General features: G+C 57.4%; 13 protein-coding genes. 1 reads left to right on the plus strand and 12 read right to left on the minus strand.

Annotated features, from left to right (window positions below; genetic code table 11):
• Nucleotides 1-2: 2 nt before the first annotated feature.
• A complete protein-coding gene (locus H2170_16020) occupies nt 3-791 on the minus strand; it encodes a hypothetical protein (GenBank protein MCS6301576.1) in 789 nt (262 codons plus the stop codon).
• A 196-nt stretch (nt 792-987) separates the two neighbouring features.
• On the minus strand, nt 988-3,045 hold the full coding sequence (locus tag H2170_16025) for a hypothetical protein (GenBank protein MCS6301577.1): 2,058 nt from the start codon (nt 3,043-3,045) through the stop codon (nt 988-990).
• A gap of 642 nt (nt 3,046-3,687) precedes the next feature.
• Between H2170_16025 and H2170_16030 the strand changes: the two genes are divergently transcribed.
• Nucleotides 3,688-4,380, plus strand: a complete 693-nt coding sequence (locus H2170_16030; protein ID MCS6301578.1) for a PRC-barrel domain containing protein — start codon at nt 3,688-3,690, stop codon at nt 4,378-4,380.
• Between the two features lie 428 nt (nt 4,381-4,808).
• Here H2170_16030 and H2170_16035 read toward each other — a convergent pair whose 3' ends face one another.
• The 10 genes from H2170_16035 to H2170_16080 all read right to left on the minus strand — a co-directional run bounded on the left by H2170_16035 (nt 4,809) and on the right by H2170_16080 (nt 20,215).
• Nucleotides 4,809-5,192 carry a filamentous hemagglutinin family protein gene (locus H2170_16035; protein ID MCS6301579.1) on the minus strand — a complete coding sequence of 128 codons (384 nt, stop codon included), beginning with the start codon at nt 5,190-5,192 and terminating at the stop codon, nt 4,809-4,811.
• Between the two features lie 4 nt (nt 5,193-5,196).
• Nucleotides 5,197-5,604, minus strand: coding sequence for a hypothetical protein (locus tag H2170_16040; protein ID MCS6301580.1), 408 nt, complete (start codon nt 5,602-5,604; stop codon nt 5,197-5,199).
• A 104-nt stretch (nt 5,605-5,708) separates the two neighbouring features.
• A complete protein-coding gene (locus tag H2170_16045) occupies nt 5,709-6,476 on the minus strand; it encodes an ATP-binding protein (protein MCS6301581.1) in 768 nt (255 codons plus the stop codon).
• A complete protein-coding gene (locus H2170_16050; GenBank protein MCS6301582.1) occupies nt 6,473-7,939 on the minus strand; it encodes an IS21 family transposase in 1,467 nt (488 codons plus the stop codon). The genes H2170_16045 and H2170_16050 overlap by 4 nt, the downstream gene beginning before the upstream one ends.
• The gene (locus H2170_16055; protein ID MCS6301583.1) at nt 7,936-8,295 is read right to left on the minus strand and encodes a hypothetical protein; all 360 of its coding nucleotides are present in this window, start codon (nt 8,293-8,295) and stop codon (nt 7,936-7,938) included. Before H2170_16055 ends, H2170_16050 begins: the two co-directional genes overlap by 4 nt.
• Before the next feature lie 615 nt (nt 8,296-8,910).
• The gene (locus H2170_16060) at nt 8,911-9,531 is read right to left on the minus strand and encodes a transposase (protein ID MCS6301584.1); all 621 of its coding nucleotides are present in this window, start codon (nt 9,529-9,531) and stop codon (nt 8,911-8,913) included.
• A 90-nt stretch (nt 9,532-9,621) separates the two neighbouring features.
• Nucleotides 9,622-10,464: a hypothetical protein gene (locus H2170_16065; GenBank protein MCS6301585.1), complete on the minus strand. Its 843-nt coding sequence runs from the start codon at nt 10,462-10,464 to the stop codon at nt 9,622-9,624.
• Nucleotides 10,464-18,131, minus strand: a complete 7,668-nt coding sequence (locus tag H2170_16070) for a hypothetical protein (GenBank protein ID MCS6301586.1) — start codon at nt 18,129-18,131, stop codon at nt 10,464-10,466. The genes H2170_16065 and H2170_16070 overlap by 1 nt, the downstream gene beginning before the upstream one ends.
• Nucleotides 18,132-18,137: 6 nt before the next feature.
• Nucleotides 18,138-18,884 (minus strand): sugar-binding protein, encoded by a 747-nt coding sequence (locus H2170_16075; protein MCS6301587.1) that lies wholly within the window; start codon nt 18,882-18,884, stop codon nt 18,138-18,140.
• Nucleotides 18,885-18,928: 44 nt separating this feature from the next.
• On the minus strand, nt 18,929-20,215 hold the full coding sequence (locus H2170_16080) for a hypothetical protein (GenBank protein ID MCS6301588.1): 1,287 nt from the start codon (nt 20,213-20,215) through the stop codon (nt 18,929-18,931).
• Nucleotides 20,216-21,038 lie beyond the last annotated feature (823 nt).

Raw genomic sequence — 21,038 nt, forward strand, 5'->3', positions numbered from 1 at the left:
CCCTACTTCGCTTTCGCCTCGGCGTAGGCTTCGCGGGCGCGCTGCAACTGCATCGAGTTAAACGCCTGGTAACCGAACATCGCCTTAAACCGTTCGTCACTGGCGTTTGCACTGATTTCCCAGCGTTCCGCAGGCGTCAGATCAGGGCTCGCGACTACGGCGGTCACCGCGTTTGGCGAGGTTGGCGAAGTCTCGGTCAAAAAACTTTCCCCGAGTTGCACCAGCGCCCGCATCTGTTCGGGCGTGAAGGACTGCGCATGCGCCGCGGCCACCACCGCCAGCGGCAAAGGCGGAGATTGCTCGCGAGCGATCGCCGCAGCCGGCGCGCCAACCGCTGCGACGGCCGCCGCGACAGCAGCCGTGTTCGTCCGTCCGCCAGTCGACACGCGCAAAGGCAACCCCGCCTCGTTGGGGGCGCTACCTTCAGCCAACCGGGAGCGTTGCGCTGTCGTCGGCGAGGCCTCCTGAACCGCCGCCACAGCAGAACGGCCATCGTGCCCAAAATGCTCACCTTCGGCGGCGAGCGTAGCCCCCTCCAGCCGGGATTGCCGCAGTACCGGCTGAGCAACGTGCTCACGACCTGCGCGCTTGCTCGATTCGGCCACCGCCACAAGGCGCGATGATGCCGGACTTGCCGTGAGTGCTTCGCCGCGTGCCACCTCCGCAGCACCGGCGACGCGAGTGGGGCGCTCTTCGTTGGAACTCGGTGCAGCGGACGGCTCGGACGGCGCGCATCCGGTTAACAACAAGCCCAGCGGCAGGATCAGTGAAAGCGACCGTCTTGAGCTCATGATTTAGGTTTCTTGGGCAGTAACATTTAAAGTGTGAGATTAAACCAATGCAGTTTTGCCGCGAAAGATCGCAAGGATCACAAAGAACAACCCCTGTATTTCTATGCGTTCTATGCGTTCTTTTGCGGCTAAAAGGATCGAATGATATGACTGATGTTGGAAGGGACGGCAGATGCGACAACTCGAAGGTTACTGCCTAGGGATTAACCTGCGGTTTAGGCTGTACCGTAGGCGCAGGTGCGGCCGACTTCGGTGCCCACGCTTTGCGTAAAGCCAATGCCGCAGCGTCTTCAGGCGCACGCCGCAGGACCTCGCGCACCAGCAGCTCGGCCACTTCAAGCCGACCGGCCGCATACGCCTTCTCGGCGAGGTCGCACACGCGCTCATTACGGGTCGAACGGTCAAAACGCAGGTACGTGCGCAACACCGACTGCAGCTGCAAGCGGTCGTCCAAACTTAACACCCCTTCGAGCTCCAGCAGGTCAACTTGCTCCGCTGAGCCCGGCAACCAGGACGGCTCGCTGCGGCGCAACGCCTGAACGAGCCGCAGGGCCGCCTGCCCCTGCCCGGCATCCTTTTCTTTTTTGAACGCCTCGAAGAAGCTCGCCGCATCGGGGAACGGGTCGGCGGAACTGGCCTGGCGAACGCGTTTGGCCGCCTCGCTCGCGGCCGCCTCCACCGCAGAGATTGCGGCGAGGTGGGGAGCCAGCCGCACGCGCTGTTCCTCCAGTTGCACGCTGCGCGGAAACGCCCCTTCGGCCAACGTCAGCACGTCGTTAGCAACCGACCACTGCTGGGCGGCGAACAGGCAGTCGAAAAACTGGTTGTAGAGCTTCAAACGCCCGCCGTAGCGGCTCACCCGGTCCAGCAGCGCCACGCGGGATGCGGCCACATCTTGGCTGCACAGGGCGATCAACGGCTCGGCGGTTTCATTAAAAACGCGCACGTCAGAAATCAGGGTTTTGGTGCGGGCGGCCAGGGCCTGCTGGGTGATTTTGGCACCGGCCCAATTGGCGTTGTCCAGCTGACCCAAAAGCCGACTAAACAGGAGCATCTGGGTATCAAAACCATGCTCGCGCATGACCCTCTCCAAGGGGACGAGCAGCTCCAACCGCCCCGTGCGTCCGATGTCGCGCGCCAGGGTTTCCAGAGTCGCGGCATCACTGTCAAAACGCTGAATGCAGTCGTCGAACGCGACCCGTGCCGCCTCGGTGCGGTTGGCGAGTAAGTTTTGCACGACGCCCATCGTGGCGAAACTCGGGTTGGTGGGATTTCGGTCCTTAAGACGCTTCAGCGTAGCGTCCATTTGCGTAAACTGGCCGGCCTGCCGATACAGCGCCACCGCCATCGCCACGGGCACCTCGGATTGAGGCGCAACCGCCAGCCAGGTTAACACCTCGGGAATGGCCGCCGCAGCCCCCTTCGACTTCAACACCGCCTGGGTGCGGATGCGGGAGGTGAGCTCGGCTTGCGGCGGGCGCACCGCCTCGACCACCGCGATCGCCTCGGCCGGACGCGCCAACTCCAGAAGCGTTTCCGCCTCGGCGTTAGCCAAAAACCGGAGGTGCTCGTCGCGGGTTTTATCGTCGGCGACGAGCTCCCGGGCGCGGCGAACAAACTCCAGCACACGCTCCGGCCGGTCGGAATCCTTGATGTAAGCGACCGCCACCCGGTTAAAATCGAGCCCCGGATCGCCGTAGTTAAGCGCATCAAGCAACAAACGGTCCGACTGATTCCGTCGCGAACCGGCCAGGTACAAGGTGGCCAGCTGAATGCGTGCGGTGGTATCGCGCGGATAGCGGTTTAACCCCGCACGCAAAGCCCCGTAGGCGTCGGCAAAATTACGCGCCGCGAAATCGGCTTTGGCCTGGATGAGCACCGCCTGGCCGCGCAACGCGGAGATCCCTGACCAGCGCCAGGGCAGCGCCAGATCGGCGTACTGGACCTGGTTGTGGGGCTTTTTTTGGTAAAGCGAATAGATGACCCCGGTAACGGAAAAGTGGGCGGTTAACAGCAGCGCGAGGCTCCAGCACAGAACCCCGCGCACGCTGAGCATAATACAAAACGGGTAGTTCCCGGCGACGTCGCTGACAGGCACATAGTATTCGCCCGTGGAACTGGATTTTGCCCGGCGGTAAAAACAGAACAAACCGAGCCGCCACGGTGTGGGAACGAAACGCGGCAGCCCCCAAACAAAGCTCAAACGAGCCGAGGCGGCAGAAGGAGAAATCGATTGAGGCGCTGCAGTTGCCATGAAGCGCCTAATCTAAGCCGCCGCCTAGCTCCGTCGAGGGGGGCTACATTACGATTAGGTGACGATGTAAGCCGCCGGGTGAGGAAAGTAGCGCAGACTTCTAGTCTGCTTTGTTGATTCTTCTCAGCAGCGATCCGTTTTGCCGCGAAAGAACGCAGAGAACGCAGAGAAATTCAGGCGGATTGGTATCTTTGCGCTCCTTGCGTTCCTTTGCGGCTAAACTGCTTTGGGTATTTAGCCTGAACGCCTAAGTTTAAAACACAGATTGCACGGATGCGCATAAATATCAGAATGTTACTGAAGTTTAGGTGAGAATAAAAACGGGGGATGAAGCCTGTTTTGGGTGGCTCACACGGGATTGTATCTGTGCGATCTGTGTAATCTGTGGTTGGTTTGAACTTCGGATTTCGCGTTTAGGAGCAGACTGGAAGTCTGCGCTACTTTTTTGGCCCTCAAACGCCGTCGGCTATTTTGCCCTTCACCACCTGCCCCGCCCCTGCACTTCGCGGGTTTGACTCCATAGCCGTACGCTCGGGTTGGGCGTAAACTGTGGGCGATCAGCCACCGCTGTGCAGTCGGCACCCACCACGAGCTTAACGCTCCCTCCCTTGGTGAACCGAAAAACATCAAAGAAAATCGGCTATGAATCATAACCTAAAAAAACTCCACGGCTACACCCTCGCTGCCTCGGATGGCGATATCGGCTATGTCAAAGATTTCTTGTTCGACGACCACTCCTGGGGTGTTCGTTACCTGGTGGTGGACACCGGCTCATGGCTTACCGGCCGGCTTCTGCTGATCTCGCCGCACGCGGTTGGGTCCATCGACGATGATGAAAAAAGCATCACGGTTAGGCTCTCCAAAAATCAAATCGAGATGAGTCCCTCGATCGACTCGGCTAAACCGGTTACCCGCCAATTCGAAACCGATTACTACACCTACTACGGATATCCGCCTTATTGGAGCGGTGGCGGCCTCTGGGGTATGGGCGGCACCCCGGCCCTAGTACCGGCGCCGGAGCAGTTCGAAGACCGCATGGATTTCGTCCACCCCAACGATGCGGATCTACGCAGCGCAAAGGCCGTGACCGACTTCCACATCGAAGCGCTGGACGGCCCGCTCGGCCATGTGGCCGATTTCATGGTCGATGATCGCAGCTGGGCTATAAACGAAATCATCGTCGAAGCCGGCCATTGGTATTCGGGCAAGGAAGTACTGATCTCCCCGCAAGAGGTGGATCGGATCAACTACGAGGAATCCAAGGTCTTCGTGCGCGTCAGCAAGGAAGACATCCGTAAAACCGCTGAGCACGGTGTCGTGCATGCCGGTGCGTAAAATCGCCGTTACCACCGCCCAGTCGGTCTGGGCGGTTTGAGGCGCGGGAAGTAGCGCAGACTTCCAGTCTGCTCGGACCGAAGACAAGCCCACCCAAAGCAGACTGGAAGTCTGCGCTACTTTTTCCGGCCGTAACCCAGGCAGTTTGGCCGCGAAAGATCGCAGAGATCGCATAGAAAATCAGATCGGATCGGTCTTTGCGCTCTTTGCGTTCCTTTGCGGCTAACCTGCCTTGGCCTGTCTCGGAGCAGACTGGAAGTCTGCGCTACTTTTTCGGCCGTAACCCAGGCAGTTTGGCCGCGAATGATCGCACAGATCGCATAGAAAATCAGATCGGATCGGTCTTTGCGCTCTTTGCGTTCCTTTGCGGCTAACCTGCCTTGGCCTGTCTCGGAGCAGACTGGAAGTCTGCGCTACTTTTTCGGCACTCAGACGCCGTCGGCGGTTTTGTCCTTCTCCTTATCCTGCTCACCGTCACCGCCGCCGTAACCCATCACCTCAATGTTAACAAAGGACGGGGTCTTCGCCACTTGGGCCGCCCCCCTGCCCGCTTGCGCTACCTCTGCAACAGTGGAACTCGCCCCCGTATCCGGCGAGGCCGTGGCCGTTCCGACCGAAACCGCAGGCGCCGCCGCCGGCGGCGTTCCGCTGGTCGTGCCACCGGCGGATATGTTTGCCGAATTCAACACCGTGAGCGCCGCAATGCTGATGTTGCCCAACGAACGAATGCCCGCGTCGCCCGCGTCAATCGTGCCCACCGGCGCGATCAGATCCACGTCGCCAGCCGCCACCCCTTCAACAAGGGGAGCCAAGGGGTCAGGCCGCTGAATGTTGATTTTCTATGGATTTAGAGCGGCAGATCAGGCTACGCGCCGCGCTTGGGGTGCCCAGGTGAAGGTTGTACGCAAGCCAAGCGACTGCGGCCCCGTGATCACGTTGGAGCTGGACGGCGAGTTTGACCTTCCATGGCCGCCCCTTGCGTTCACTCAAAAGGTCCTCTCGTGAACGCTTGAGAAGGGTAAGCGCGGCATCAAGTTGGTTATTCCATTCCGCCTCACGCAAAGCCCGTGCGGCGGCGGCTTCGATGCCCGGCGCGAGGGTGAGTTGAGTGTGGTCTTTGGCGACGGCGCGGCTCCATTCCGCAGAACCCAAAGCCCAGCCACATGAAAAACCCTCCCAGCCCAGCCGTTTTTGTTCTTCGAGATTGCCGAACAGTTCGGCCAAATGTGTGAGCGGCGGCGCGAACACCGTCTATTTCTGGCGGTTACAAAATCACCTGTCGTAAAAGCCGATGACCGGCCCCGCCAGGGGCCGATCATCAGGCCCGGTCAGCTTGCAGGTTCGTCGGCCAGGCGGTCTTTCATGCGGTAGGATTTGCCCTCGATGACGACGGTCTGAGCGCGGTGCAGCAGGCGGTCCAGGATCGCCGCGGTGATGCCAGCGTCGTTGTTAAAGATCCCTGCCCAGTGTTTGTAGGCCTTGTTGGTGGTGACGATCAGCGAGCCGCGTTCGTAGCGTTGGCTGACGATCTGGAAGAGCAGGTCGGCCCCCGACTTGTCGAGCGGCAGGTAGCCGACCTCATCGAGCACGAGCACCGCAGGGGTCATGTAACGCTTCAACTCGGCTTGCAACCGGTGCAGGGACTGGGCGGTGACCAAAGCGTTGATCGCGTCCACCGCCGTCGTAAACAGCACCGTGTAACCCGCCTGGCAGGCCGCGTAGCCCAACGCGCTCGCGAGATGTGTCTTCCCAAGCCCCACACCACCGCAAAACACCGCGTTGGTGCGCTCCTTGACAAAGCCCAGTTCGAAGAGGTGCCGCACCTGCGCTTCGTTCAACTCCTTGGGCCAGTCCCACTGGAACTGGTCGACGGTTTTCTTGACCGGGAAGCGCGCCGCCTGGATACGCCGCTCCAGCGCCCGGATCTGGCGGTCCTGGGTCTCGGCCTGCACCAGTCGGCGTAAAAATTCGGCGTGCGAACAGCGCGCCTTGGCCGCCTCGGCGGTCAGTTCGCCGTGGTGACGCAACAGGTAACCGAGTTTCAGATACTTGAGCTGGTCTTTTAATAAATCGGGTTTTTCGGGTTCTGTTTTCATTGGGTATAGGGGCTTAAATCCGGGGGACGCAGTTCGAGTTCCAGTGCGGCCAACGCGTCGGCGCGGGTGAGGTGGATCGGCCCGGCTTGCGGCAAGGCCCGCGCGCGTTGTTCGAGCAAGTTGAGGATGTAATCGCTGGAGTAGGCGCCGAGTTCATGGGCGCTTTCGATCGCCCGGCCGACTGCCTCCGTTCCATACAGGGCCACCAAACCCACGATAGTCGCCAGGTGGTGTCCCGCGTTGAGCCGGCGCTCCTCCAGCCCCCGTTGGTAGGCGGGTGCCGCCGGGCTCAGTTCCAAAAACCGTAGCCGCAGGCGCTGCCGCGCCCCCTGCCGTTTGCGCTCCTCGAGTTCGCGCACATGCTCGGGGTTTTCCACATCGGCGCGGCGGGCAAAACTGCGGGCATGCTCGGCCACCAGGGTGCGGTCCGCATAAAACCTCACCTGCGCCCCCTCGATCTGCGCGGTGAGTAGCGCCCCGGCAAACTTCGTGGGCACCGAGTAGCGGTTCGTTTCGATACTCACCCGGCACCGCCGCGACGCCCGCACGCTTAAGGTGCGCACCGCCGGACTGGCCACCGGGTTAAGCGGCAGGAGCGCAGCGCGCTCCTCGGGCAGCCGGTCCACCGGCCGGCCCTGGGTTTCAGCGTGAACGCGCACGTTGGCCACCGTTTCCAGCCACAAGCTGGCGGCCGGCCCCAGCTCGGTAAACCCGTTCATCTGCCGCCCGCCAAGGAAGCTTTTTTTCACGTAACCCACCGCGTTTTCCACCATGCCCTTGGACTGCGGATGCCCCGGCCCGCACGCTTTTATCGTAAACCCGTAGTGCCGGGCAAAGTCCAGGTACTGGGCGTTGTACACCGGGTCGGTCCCGGGCACATGCGAGAGGACGGCCGTCTTGCAGTTGTCCACCATCACCTCGCGCGGCACCCCGCCGAGTTTTTCAAAGGCGCGCCGGTGACAGCCCAGCCACCACTCCTGGCCCTGCCCGAGGGTAAATTCCACATGCAGGAACCGGCTGTACCCCAAAACCATGACGAAAAAACTTAAAGCCCGCCGGGTGCCGTCCACCTCCACCGCGCCAAAACTGCCCCAGTCCACCTGCGCGGTCTGGCCGGGGGCAAACTTGAGGGTAAGAAACGCCTCCAGGTTCCTCGGCCGCACCCGCCGCACGTAGTCTTTCAAAATTGAATACCCGCCCGTGTACCCCCGCTCGCGCACCTTTTGCCAGAGCTGCATGGCGGTGAACGGATGGGCCTCCAGCCAGCGCGCGATCGCCGGCTTGTGCACGTCGAGCTTGCTTGGCCTAGGCACCTGCGCGGCCTGGCTGCGCACGTACTTTTCCTGCGCCTGCCAGCGCCTCACCGTCTGCACGTGCAACTGGAGCGAGCGGGCGATTTGCGGCGCACTGTGACCGGCCGCCTCCGCCTGTTTTATCCGGCAATACAGTTCGTAATCGATCACGCGCCCACCTCCCGGCTCGGCGGCGGCGTTGCCGCCAGCGTGTGCGTTGGCCTGCCCCGGTCCAAGGAGAGCACCTGGTAAAGTGGCGCGGCGTAGGCGATCACCCCGGCCTCGATTAACTGCCGGCGCGCCTCGACCAGGCCGTCCTCGCTGAGCGTGAGCAGCCGGGCCAGGGTGCGCGTGGCGTAGTAACTCAGCCCGTCGGCGTCGCCCACGGTGACCAGGACCAGATAGAGGCCCCAGGCGGGGGCACTGGCCCGCCCCAGGTAATTGCCCCGCACCAGCCGGTGGTCCAGCCAGCTAAACTGGGCCGGCGTGCGCCGGAGTTGTTCGCGATCGATCGGTTGTTTTTGCATAATCGGGCGGCTGGACGTCGATGCCCAGGATCACCCGCCCCCGGGATTGCAGGTGTCGCAGCATGGGTTCGAGGTCCTCTTGTAACGTCACTCCGGCGAACTGCGCGATAAGCCCCACGAGCACAGGGTTTTGCGACTCCCATCTGTCTTGTAACGGCACGCAGGGATTCGGTAACGCCACCTCGGCGACCGGCTCGGCTTTAGGCTGGTGCACAACGGATTGCGTAGTTGGGATGTCTTGTAACGCCACCCGCCGTCGCGGCCCCCTCCGCCTTGAGTACCCCGGATTGGCCTTCCGCCACTCCTGCACCCGTTGGACATTTTCTGGGCCTTTCCAGTGGTCGAGGTTCTCCGGCTTCGCCAACCATTTGGCCTGACTGGCCGCCCGGCTCGCCCGTCGGCATCCCGGCTTCCCGCAGTAGCGCTGACGCTCGCGGTTATGCGCGTCGGGCAGAAAGAAATCGACACAGTGCAAACACTTGCGTGAACCGGTTGGATGCATCGCTGTGCATCCGCCAAGCGTCCCGCCGGTTCAATCTCCACCCATTCGCACCCCTCATATCCCCAGCCGGACAGGGAAGAAAACCCACCCACGGAAGAAGAGTATTACTCTTTTTAAGGGGAAGAAGATCCACCGAAGAAGAAGTGCATTCCTAACCGCCAGAAATAGACGCTTTCCCGCTCGCCGCTCACAGCCAAATGCTCCAGATACCGGGGCCAGGCCGCCGCCGCATCCGATCCAAAGCGAGCCTGCAGCCAGTCCCCAGCAACCAGTCCGGTGAAAGGAGATCCGCGAATAAGTCGCCCGAGACTGCTCCAGCGAAACTGCGCGGCATTCTCGACGGGCACGATGCCTGCGCGCACCGGGTTAAGGTGGACATAGTCAACCACGTGTTCGAGGACGCGAAAATCTTCGATCAGCCCTGCATGATACCGCCCCTGAAACAGGTGCCCGCGCTCGGTGCGGAGTCGATTAAAGCGCGTGGCGAGGGTCGATTGTAGCCAGTGCATGCCTGAAACCAGGTTCGGCTTGGGCGTTTCGACTACGAAGTGATAGTGATTGCGCATCACGACATACGCATGCACCCGCCAACCGAACGCCGGGGTGGCCTCTTCCAGCGCGGTGACAAATGCCTGGGCTGCTCCGGCCGATTCAAACACATCCCTCCGGTAATTACCTCGATTAACGACATGGTAAAGTGCCCCCGGGAACTGCACGCGAAGTTTTCTGGCCATATGCGCAGCAAGGTTTTCGGGCCGGCTTCACTCAAGCCAAAAATCAACAATCAGCGGCCTGACCCCTTCGGATCGCTCTCCGGCCCGACTTTATTTATCAAGCAATCCCGCAGCAGCGGCTCTAACATTTCGATCTGCGTCAGCAAGTGCGAGATTCTCAACGAGTGGAATAGCCCACGGAAATTTGGCCAATCCCAAATCCTCAATGATATGAAGCGCCTCGAATTTTACTAATGAACGCACGTCTCTAAATGCAACCTCAAGTATTTTTTTTGCCTCTGAATTATTCGACTCATTTTTTAATAGTGCTTTAGCAACTCTTAATTTAAAGTTAAGCTCCTCTTGGGAGGAGCGAATAAGTTCCCGTAATCGATCAATGTTATTCGGACTGAGCTTCCCAACTTCGCTCAGTGATTTAATTGCAGCTTCTTTTGTCAACGTGCTCGCATATAGAGCATCAACCAATACATCTTGAGCCGCATTAGCTTTAACGCCAATCTCACCAATAGTTTCGGCTGAGAAAGCGGCCGCCCCGGACGCATCACGCTTAATGATTGCAACCAAGTCATTCAATACAGGCAAGGCAAAGGGGCCATATGCTTTTACCGTGGCTGTCACACTATGGAGTAGTGCCGCATCATCCGTCTTCAAAAATGGTCCGATCACTATAATAACCTCATTTCCAATTTTATCACGATGTTTCGGAGCAAGAATTTGAAGTGAAAAGAGCGCCTCGAACACGGCCTCTTTATTATCAGACTTGACCGCATTCAAAATAGCTTCGAGATATGTCGCGTCACCGGTTAGAACGTAGGTTTCGCGTAGCGATTTTATTTGTGCTACAGAGTGCATTTGTGGAGCCATTTTTTTCTCGTCGGAACACGCAGTCTCTACAAGAGCAAGACAAAGTAAAAGAAAGAAATAAATTTTCATTATTGATCGCCTCTGGCAAAGAATGGATTTAGGCCAGACCCCTCTATTTCGTGTTGTTGCGCGACACCTTGAGATGAAAACAAATTAGGTCCGAAACCAGAACCTATCGCAGTATTTATAAGATAGTCTCTCCATACTGCCATTTGATCTTTTTTGAAAGCACCTTCCATAAAAGATGCAGGAAACATGATTTGCTCGTATGCCTCGCTATAAATTCGAACCCTGGCGGGAGAACGCTCATTTAGAACTTCGACCCCCCAATGCCTAACACCAACCAAGAAATGCCCATTCTGGGTTTCAGCCCGAATGCTCATCGAGTCAGAATCGACCGAAAGACTAACTGGTGATACCGCACCAAAGCCCCCTAGCTTGCCCCCTAGCTTCAACCCAAATTCTTTTAAGGTGCCGTTAGGAGAAAAAAAGGCGCGGCTACCGCTAGCATTTAGCGCTACTTTAGCGATATCACCTTTATTAAAAAACTCAAATGTTCGCAAAGCCTGAAACAACCTCGAGGCCATTCGAGAGCCTCGACCATCGGAGTCTTCAATCAATAACGAGTGATAAGTATGGTGAACGGGAGAGTTGCCAAACGCATTATGATCCGAAAAATTGTTTGGGGCAGAACCCAGCTGGCCGCTCGATGTATCTATAGTCTGCGGAGCTTGGGCCGTCTGGGTGTAGGGCTGGGCTGGAGTGGCGGGGGCCACCGCTGCAGTTGAAGCATTTGCTGAGGATACACTGGCCCCATTCGTGACGAGTGAGCCGAGTCCTGTACCTCCACCGCTAGCCGCTGCCGGGCGGTTCTGGTTGGCCAGTGCGTTAGATATATTGGGAATGTACGGCTTGTAAGTATAGGTCGGCCGCGGTGGTGGTGGTGGTATATAGAACGGTAGAGGTTTCGCATTGATGTATAAAGGGGGAAGAGTAACGGTCGAAGGGTACCAACCTGCCAGTCCGAGGCTGTCGCCGCCATTAACGGTGTCTCCGCCAGCAATGCCATGGAGATTTAAGCCGCCCGCCTCACCTGCGGGGTCGCGGTTGATAAAGCGTCCGTTACGGCTGTCGTAGTAGCGATAGCCGTAGTAAAGCAGGCCGGTCTCGTCATCCATGTATTGCCCTGCGAAACGGAAGGGGTTACTCAGCGCATAGCTGCCGGTGGCGCGTTCGAGCCCACCCGCCGGGCTGTACTCATAGGAGGCGGCAACGCTGCCATCGTCGCGAGCGAGGAGGGCGCTCACGTTGCCATTGCCGTCATGGGCGGGTAGATAAGCGCGTGGCTGGGCGGTGGTGTGATCGGTGATCTGCAGGAGTGCGCCCGGGCCACCATCGGCGAGGGATGCACTGAAATCTAGTCCCCAGCCATAGCTGCGTTGCAGCGCCCCGGCGGCGTCAGTTTCGGCTACCAGTTTCCATCCCAAATAAATGAAGCGCAGTTCGCGGGTGAGCTGCCAGACCGCGCTACTGGAGGCACGGCGGTAGACCTTTTTCCCGACTCGGCGGCTTTGATAATCATAGGTGTATTCCAGCCGGGTGGCCGCCCCGCCCGCAGCTAGTGCCCAGAGGGTGTTGGTCTGCTGAGCTGCAAGCCGGTCCTCGGCATCCCAAGTGTAGTCCCATCGACCGTCGGACCAGAGATTGCCTGCGGCGTCGTACTGAATGACCTCGGCGGCGGGCGCGAGGGACACCGCTTTGTTTTGCACGGTGACGAGGTCCCCGCCCCCAACAGCTTGGCCGATCTGAGCGGTGCGCACGGGCACCGTGGTGACAACCGGTCCGCTTTGATTAGCGAGGGGGAACAGTCCCTCCCAGTAGCGGCCCTGGCGCATCGGGGCGGTATCGCCGAGGACGAGCGGTGCCCCGAGAGCGGCCGTACCGCTGAGGTAGGCGAGGCCGGGTGTGGTGCGTTGATCGAGCTGGTTGAGCGAGTTAACTTGGTAGTTAGAGCGGGTGCTGGCATCGGCCGTGCGTTGATCGGCGGTGCGGTTGCCGGCGGCATCGTGCTCGTAGGAAAACTTGCGGGCGGAGAAGGGGCGGGAGAGATCGGTGAGCGCGCCTAGGTAGTCGGTGGCGCTTTTCAGCTCGCCGCGGTCGCCGTACTTGAAATCACGGTGGGTGGTCGCGCCATAATCGGCAAAGGCATCGCCGTCTTGCAGCACGGAGTCGCGTTGGCCGAGGGAGTTGTTGGCATAACTGTGCTTGGTCCGAGTGGCGGCGCCCCACTGCGTGGTGATGCTGGCCAACAGGTCGCGATTCGGTTCATAGGTGCGGGTGTGAGTGTAGTCCGTACCCACCGCCTGTACGGAGCGGATCATGGGGCTTTTCGGCTCATACTGATACTTGAGCCATTGAGCGGCAGCCGTGCCTGTCGCGAGGCCCACCTGCTCCAGCCGTGCGTAAGAATTAAATTTGTAGCTCTGCGTGAGCAATGAGGCCGGGGATGCGGAGGTGCCGAGGGAGAAACCAGCCGAGCGTCCCTTCATGGTGGACGTGGCGGTGGCAGTCGCCTCCTCGTAGAGGGCGGTGAGGCGGCGGCTTTGGTAATATGCCGGTAAATCCTCGTAGGTCTCGCGCCAGGGGGTGTTAGCGCCATCGCCAAAAGTGCGCTGGCCTGTGGCATCCGTGACGGTGGCCAATTCTCCCGTGCGGTAATAAGTGTAGGCCAGTGCGGTGGTCAGGCTGTCATTGTAGGAGCGGGAGCGAATCTCCCCGGTGTCGGCATCATAGCCGTAGGTGGTCTGTACGCGGGTGGTGGAGTTGGGCAGGGTGCGCGGACTGTAGCGGTGCCAGAGGGCGCCATTCGCGTCATAATCAAACTCCACGAAGACTCCCTTGGCATCCGTCTTTTTCAAGAGGACGCCAGAGGCAGGGTCAAAGTTCCACGAGGTCTGATCGCCGCTGGCAAGCGGGCCCGCTGGCCACTGCGCTGCCGTCCAGCCCAGCTCAGCCCGGTACGTGGTGAGGGTCGATTGCTGGCCATAATCATCATAGCCAAAGGCGACCGGATTGGTGCTGTCGCCCCACTGGCGCCATACTTCGCCGCGTGGGGTGTAGTCTTGGCGGGTGTAGAGCTGCTTGGGATTCTGGGTCCAGCTGCGCCGCCCCTGATCGTCGTAACCAAACGAGGTTTTATAGTTGGCCGCATCTGTGACGTCTTTTACCTGCGTAGAATTATCATAATACGTGGTCGTGGTGCTGCCGGTGCGGGGGTCGGTCACAGTCTGTAACCGCTCTAGGTCATCATAGCCCAGGGTGGTGGTGAGCTGGTCAATGCCTGTGCTGGAAATACGCAAACCATTGCGGTAAAGCGTGGTGGCGGAATTGCTCAGACCGTCCTGAGTGGTGGTGGTGGTGACCTCTTGGGTAGCGCGGTTTACCTTAACGACGGAGGTCGTTTTATTACCCTCCACGTCATAGCTCTCGCTTTGCGTACGCGTGCCATCAGCCGGGAAACCCGTCAGCCGCTGGCGCTGACGTTGGAGCATGGCTTCGGTGGCGTCGCTTGCCTTGAGATAGGCATACTGCGTGGATTCGACCCACCAGCTGCCGCCATCCAGTTGAAAGCGGGAGCGTGCGCCAGAGATGCGGTCGGTGCTGGCGGCGGTGAGTTGTCCGTTGCGGTCAACGTCGAGGCCTTTCAGCGCGGGCGCGCCCAGCTCATCGTAGGTGTACAGGGTAGGAGCCTGCCCGGGCGTAACGGTTTTAAACAGTTTGCCGGTGCTGCTGTCGTATGAATGGGTCAGCACTTGCACGGGCTGATTGGGCGGGCCGGGACGCTCAACGGTGAGCGTGCGGCCGAGCAAATCGGCGGTGGATTTGGTATACCGCAGCGAATCGGCCGAGGCGATGCGTTCAACGGAAGTAAAACCTCCTGTAGCTGGGACGGCGTAAGAATAAAATTTCCCCACAACTGCCGTGCCGGTGATGCTTTTCAGACTGCCATCCAGATAACGGGTCTCGATCTGCGTGGCGTGATCGGGGAGTTCAGTGGTGGTCTGCCTCTGGGCGGGATCGTAGCGGTAAAAGGTCGTGCCCTGGCGGGGAGGCGTGGACGAGGATAGGCGCCCGGCCCGATCATAGCTCCAACTGGCGGTGACGGCCTCCGACTTGCCTTGGGCATAGACTTTCTGCGTCGTGACGTGATTAAGCGCATCGTAACCATACTCGGTGATGATATTAGCCCGACCGCCCACGCTTTCCTTGGTCACCTTTTGCAGGCGGCTGGCCCCATCGTAGCTGAAGTTTTGTTTAATACCGGTGGCATCGCGTTCCCATTGCCGTAGGTCACCTAGGAACTGAACTTCAGTCAGTTCGCCGTTACTACTGGTAACCGTTTTTACTTTATTGGCCCAATCGTACTCAACCGTCTGGTGAGTCACCAGCTGCCAGCCCCCATCGTGCCAGACGTACGTCTCTTCCCTTACCACACGGGCGTAGGCATCTCGCACCGTCAGCGAAAGGGTGCTTTTGTCGGTCACTACATAAATCGGATCGATGGTATAACCAAAGCAGTCGGTGAGCAAAGCCCCGCCGCTCACAGCCTGATTCATACCGTTAATGACACCGATCCGGGAGGCGGTCTTGCCGCCTCCGGCAGTAAAGGTACCCGAGGTGTAGTCACCGAGCTGCCGCAGGTAGGCTTGCTTGCTCCCGTCAGGACTTATCACGGCATGGGGTTGGCTGCGGAAAAAGGTGTCTGCCACATCTTCTTGATAATACTTAGTCACGCTCACGAGGTTTGCCCCCGCACTGTCCGCCCAAGCGCTGCGCGTGGCGGTGACGAGCGTCATCCCATTGGCGGCACTCGTCGCATAGGCCACCGAAGATTTGGACAAAAGATTTCCGGCCACGCGTGTTTCCTCAGACTTAAGCCGCCTTAGCATACCAAAGGCATCTGCATCATAGTCGTAGGTGGTGACGGAGCAGAGCGTAGCATCCTGTATTGGCGTGGCCGGAGCATCCCCGAAAGGCCTGAATACCTGCTTAATCGTGCCCACCCGCTTATAATCAGTCGTCGGGAAATAGGCATAAGATTCCCAGTTGCCCCCGCTCACGACTTTGGAGCTGGCAAAGCCGTAACTCCCCGGAGACTGCAACAAGTTATTATATTCAAACGTGGTGGTGATCGGTGCTGTATCACCCAGGGTCGTGCTGGTAGGCGTATCCCCCCAAGGGAACTGGGTGTGAACGCGGCTGGCCGAGGCTACGATTTTTCCTTTCTCATCCTTGGTCTCGATCGTTTCCGTGTGGCCCACCGTGGAGTTGCTCGTATCACTGCCCCATTGGCGCGTTTCTACCCGTAGGGGGACAATCCCTGGCGCGACCTGCGTCCAGTCGGTCACCGTCCAACGAAAGTTAGTGGTCGTCGTACCGGTGCGTTCGATCGTGGTATATTCGGTTCGGCAGGGCTCCACGGAAGTGGCGGACTCACGCGTCTCTTTAGTGATCTTGAGCTTGGTGGAGGACCCCGCCTCCTGCGCTACTCGATACAGGACAAAAGGCTGCCCGGAAAAAGTTTTAGGGAAGTTCGCTCCCAGCACCTGTGCGGGGCTATATACGCGGACTTCATAGGAGGTTGCGGTGGTGGTGACGATGTCCACGAAGGCCTCGTTAACCTGAATCTGCCGGGGTGTGATGCCATTGGGTCGGTACACCTGCAATTCTTGGGAATCAACGGGATCGTAGTAGAGGGCATCGGGTGTATAGAGATACGCCCAATCACTCAGCCCAGCGCCAATGAGTGAGAGCGCACCTGCACTGGTGCCATTTTTTTGCGAACCCAGTGCCATACTCCACTTAACCTGACCACCGAGAATGCTGGAGCAGGTGCCAGCCGCACCACTGAAACCATCCTCGGGAGGTAAGACAACGATGGTTGCCGTCTTAGTGGTGCCGGTGAAGGTGATGGCGTTACGCAAAACACCGTCGACCTGCAAACGATAACCCGGCGGAGGAGAAAGAAGCGCCTCGCCCCCGGTGATAGAGGTGCCTGCCAAACTAAATGTATAGCGCCGACCGATTTCGACAAAGCTACTGCCCATGTCCGTGGCTATAGAGGAAGTCTTGCCACCGGCATTCACGGTAACACCATTTAAAGTAGCGGAGAGCGCGCCCTCGTAATACGGGGTGGGAATTTCGCCTGATGTAGGCTCCACGCGCACTGTATAGGAAGATCCTGCGGTGTTTCCATAATTAATCGAGTTTTGTGTAACACCATTGATGAGAATTCGGTAACCTATGGGCGGGGTAAAAACCGCGAAATGATTTCCCGGATAATAAGTATTACCCGGGGTACTTGAAGCCACGTTTAACACGTAATCAGTATTAATATTAAGAGCCGGCGACTGGGATGGGCTCACGCAATCGAGAGTAACACTAGTACTAGTGGTGGAAGGAATGGATAGGTTAGCAGTTAGCCCTGCCAGCGAGACGCTATTATTACAGGCGGCAAATCCTGACTGTCTTTCGAAAGATAATTGTGAGGCTAATCTTGAACGCCCCGACGGACTACCTCCTGCGGTTGGCACTGCCGAGCTTTTGTATTGCAGGGTGCTTTGCGCGAAAAAAGGAACGATTACGGTGGGCTGCAGAAAGTTTATTCGTTCAACGCGAACGGTATAGGACGATCCAGCTGTGTTTTCATAATTAATCGAGTTTTGAGCAACACCATTGATTAGAATTCGGTAACCTAGGGGTGGTGTAAATACCACGCTATGACTTCCCGGATAATATGTATTGCCCGGAGTACTTGAAGCCAGGCTCAACACGTAATCAGTATTTACATTCAGTGCCGGCGACTGAGCTGCGCTTACGTAAACGCGCTCTCCACTAAGACTAGTGGTGGAAGGAATGGATAAATTCGTAGTTAGCCCCGCCAACGTCACACTATTATTACAGGCGGCAAATCCTGCGGCACCCTGAAAAGACAATCGTGATAATAAAGCCATTCTGGAACGCGAATCCCCATCCACCCAAGGAAGTTCCGAGTTTTTGGTCTGCAGGGTGCTTTTCGCATAAAAAGGAACCGTTACACTAGTTTGGGCAAAGTTTATTTGCTCAAGGCGTACCTTTATTGTTACGATTTGTTGCGACGCGACTGACGCCGGGCGACCCTTATAGTCCCCAGTGAGGTTTGGCGCTCTATACTCAGTGGCCTCCACATCATTTATTAAAATTCGATACCCAACTGGCGGAGCAGAAAAAACAACTCCATATTCGCCATATTGCGAACTTGGATTGTATAGACGATATTGCGGATAACTATAACCTATCTTTTTATCTAAAACAAGGTCATAAGTCTGGCCAGCATTTAAGGTTACATTTACAGGGCCGCCTGAAATGATTTTCATAATGTCATCACCCACTCGAGTAGTTCCAGCCGGGGAAATAAACCCCGAGTTTTTGCCATTTATCGAAGCCTCAATGCTGCACGCAGTGTAGAAGATGCTATTATAACCATTCGATTCCCTACAGAGATTTGTCCACGAATAGAACGCTACGGCAACTTGAACAGGCCGCGTATCCACAGGCACGTTTGCCTGAGCAGCAAATTTAACCGGTACGTTAATGGGCTGATCCGCGACCGCAGCGTGAAGCTGCTGGAAATGGGGCACGATTAAACAAACAAAAGAACTCAGAACAGACAGAAAGATGGCAAGCGAACGGTTCATCGACTTTTAAGGCGTAAAAATTAATACATCAATTGCGGAATTAGCCTGGGTGGCGTCGGCGAGCGATTCGACCGTGGTGATGGTTGCTCCCTTATCCGGTCGCATGCCGAGTATATATTCCGCAATATTACTCATTCCGTTACTATTTGAATCAAACTTGGAGTCATCCACCATTTTACCCAAATAGTTATACTCCCACGCATCAGGGATGCCATTGCGATTGATATTGGGTAAAACGGTTATATCCCAAGAAAAAAGGTTTTTAGCCTGTCCGATGTTGGCTAAAGCATAGTTGTCCACGCTGGCATTGCCGTCGAACCATACAGGCTTAGTCGTGAGGCCTAGGCTAATGAGGCGTGCGTAAAAGGGTTTAGCCAAGGCCTTCAGTTGGCCGAGGTTGAGAGCACGGTAATCGTCGGTGCTGGCAGCAGGATCAGCCCAGATTGCTTCTAAAGTAGAGCCCGCCCCGCCAGGAAGACCGGTGCCCATTTCCTCATAAGCACGTTTGGCGATATTTTTAAGCTGACCTTGATTAACAGCGGCATAGTCGTCGGCCTTAGGGTAATCCGTCAGCCAATCAGTGACGGATTTGTTGGCGGCGGCAGGGAGGCGTTTAATGACGTCGCGCTCGAACCACCAAGCCGGATAGGCGGCGGGTTTGTTGGCCGGAACAGGTCCGGCCTGAAGCTCTAGATGCTGGGATAGGCCGAGCACCACCAAAAGAGAACCGTGCAACAAACAGATAGATTTCACGTGTAGAGACGAGTGCGGGCGAGTCGACGGAATTTGAACAAGAACTACGGTATATAAACAACGGCTGTACCTGTCTTAAAATCCCCCATGTCGAGGTCTCCTGCGGGTGCAATACGCAGGACATTGCTCACGGTAACGGGTGCGGTCATGGTGACCGCGCCTTTCAACGTAGTAGGGCCCTGAACCGTCGCGGCACCTGGAATCGCGGCATCGTAGATGCCATAGCCAGCGATGGTGGTCGGGGTACTAGAAAGTCTCGACCAAGGCAGGTTGCCGGACACCTCGGATGAATTCAGTTCTACTGTTGCCCCCAAGTAAGTGACGGTGGTGGGCAGTTTAGTTGTGGGCACTACACTTGACAGCTTGTTGACGTCGAGTGAGGAACTTGTGGTGAGAATAGTACCTGTATTATCGGGCAGGGTGAAGGTACGGCTGGCGGTGCCGGAGGGTTGAATGGTGACGTTTTTAAGCTTGATGGTGCCAGCTGTGGGATTCAGCTCAATGGTTGGAACGGTGGTAGATGCGGTACCATAAAGCGCGAGGACATTGCTGCTCCCACCTAGGCTCATCGCAGGGATGCTACGGGTCTGCAAAGTGCTTAGCCGATTTATTCGCCTAGTTTTACTGGTGCTGGGTAGCGAGGTAGATTTGTACCACGTGTAGAAAGGCGGCGAAACAGCGATTGTGCCCGAGGCTACCCCCGTACTGGCATCAACATAAAAACTAACCCCGGGTAATGTAGTTGAGGTATTAAGTTGGGTTCTAAAAATCCAATCTGCTCCCGACGACCCCGAATCCGATCGAGCGGAAAGTGAGAACGAAAACGGATCGTATGCAGCAATAGAATACCATGTGCCTGCACTTGAACCGGACCCGTATAAACCGGCACTGGAAGAATCTAATCCGTTTGGTAGTGAACCGACTAAATATCCATCCGCAGAAACTCTGTAAATAAGGTCAACATTAGCTCTATAGAGATCGTCCTTGCTCCCGAAAAGACCCTCTGTGTTGAGCAAAAACCCCCTAGAAAAATCCCCATCCCCAAAATAACTATAGGTCCCGCTTAAGGATTCCCCATCCCAATAACCAACCTCAGAAGTACTATCGTCCTCGTATCGAAAACTAAGGGTCTGACTAAATATGGTCTCACCTGAGAAGGTTTGGCTGCTGCCGGTCAGGCTTGGGCTAGCGTTGGGGCCGGAGAAGGTGACATCGGCGTGCGCACCTAAAAGCAGGAGTTGAGCGATAGCGGCAAAAGCAAAGGCGCGCCGGGAAAGAAATGGCGGGTGCTGTAGACTAACGTGTGCGCGAGGATTAATCAGGGCGGTCATATTATTGGTGTCCAATGGTGTACTTTAAGGAAGTCATTTATAGACTCCGAATGTTAAAGGGGCTGGTCGTAGTTAGCTAGGATTAGGGTGGTTGATGCCGAAGCTGGCGGCAGCTGCATGGGCTTGCCCAGAAGCGATCGCGGCGAGTGAGCAGGCTCCCACCAGGAGGCTGAAATAAAGGGGGAATGGACGTAAGTTCATGTGCGTTTGAGTAAACCAAAAGTGAATTGACCGGAGACGTTTGTGGTGGTGGATGCAGTCAAGTGCCTGCGTGGGCCAACCTTTATTCACTCCGTAACATGATCTTAACAAAAACCACAGGCGGCTTCACGACACCTTCCCTTAAACGCCCCAAGGCAATTTGCCGCCAAAGGGTCCGGAGCAGACTGGAAGTCTGCGCTACTTTTTCCGGCCGTAATCCAGGAGTTTTGGCCGCGAATGATCGCAGAGATCGCATAGAAAATCAGATCGGATCGGGCTTTTGCGCTCCTTTGCGTTCCTTTGCGGCAAACTGCCTTGGCCTGTCTCGGAGCAGACTGGAAGTCTGCGCTACTTTTTCGGCCGTAACCCAGGCATTTTAGCCGCGAAAGATCGCAGAGATCGCATAGAAAATCAGATCGGATCGGGCTTTGCGCTCTTTGCGTTCCTTTGCGGCAAACTGCCTTGGCCTGTCTCGGAGCAGACTGGAAGTCTGCGCTACTTTTTCCGGCCGTAACCCGGGCAGTTTGGCCGCGAAAGATCGCAGAGATCGCATAGAAAATCAGATCGGATCGGTCTTTGCGCTCTTTGCGTTCCTTTGCGGCTAACCTGCCTTGGCCTGTCT

The organism is Opitutus sp. (assembly GCA_024998815.1).
Taxonomy (GTDB): Bacteria; Verrucomicrobiota; Verrucomicrobiia; order Opitutales; family Opitutaceae; genus Rariglobus.

Bases quoted from the DNA above. Each gene is read 5' to 3' on its own strand.
- H2170_16020 (MCS6301576.1), bottom strand. From the start codon at position 791: ATGAGCTCAAGACGGTCGCTTTCACTGATCCTGCCGCTGGGCTTGTTG.
- H2170_16025 (MCS6301577.1), bottom strand. From the start codon at position 3,045: ATGGCAACTGCAGCGCCTCAATCGATTTCTCCTTCTGCCGCCTCGGCT.
- H2170_16030 (MCS6301578.1), top strand. From the start codon at position 3,688: ATGAATCATAACCTAAAAAAACTCCACGGCTACACCCTCGCTGCCTCG.
- H2170_16045 (MCS6301581.1), bottom strand. From the start codon at position 6,476: ATGAAAACAGAACCCGAAAAACCCGATTTATTAAAAGACCAGCTCAAG.
- H2170_16055 (MCS6301583.1), bottom strand. From the start codon at position 8,295: ATGCAAAAACAACCGATCGATCGCGAACAACTCCGGCGCACGCCGGCC.
- H2170_16060 (MCS6301584.1), bottom strand. From the start codon at position 9,531: ATGGCCAGAAAACTTCGCGTGCAGTTCCCGGGGGCACTTTACCATGTC.
- H2170_16065 (MCS6301585.1), bottom strand. From the start codon at position 10,464: ATGAAAATTTATTTCTTTCTTTTACTTTGTCTTGCTCTTGTAGAGACT.
- H2170_16070 (MCS6301586.1), bottom strand. From the start codon at position 18,131: ATGAACCGTTCGCTTGCCATCTTTCTGTCTGTTCTGAGTTCTTTTGTT.
- H2170_16080 (MCS6301588.1), bottom strand. From the start codon at position 20,215: ATGACCGCCCTGATTAATCCTCGCGCACACGTTAGTCTACAGCACCCG.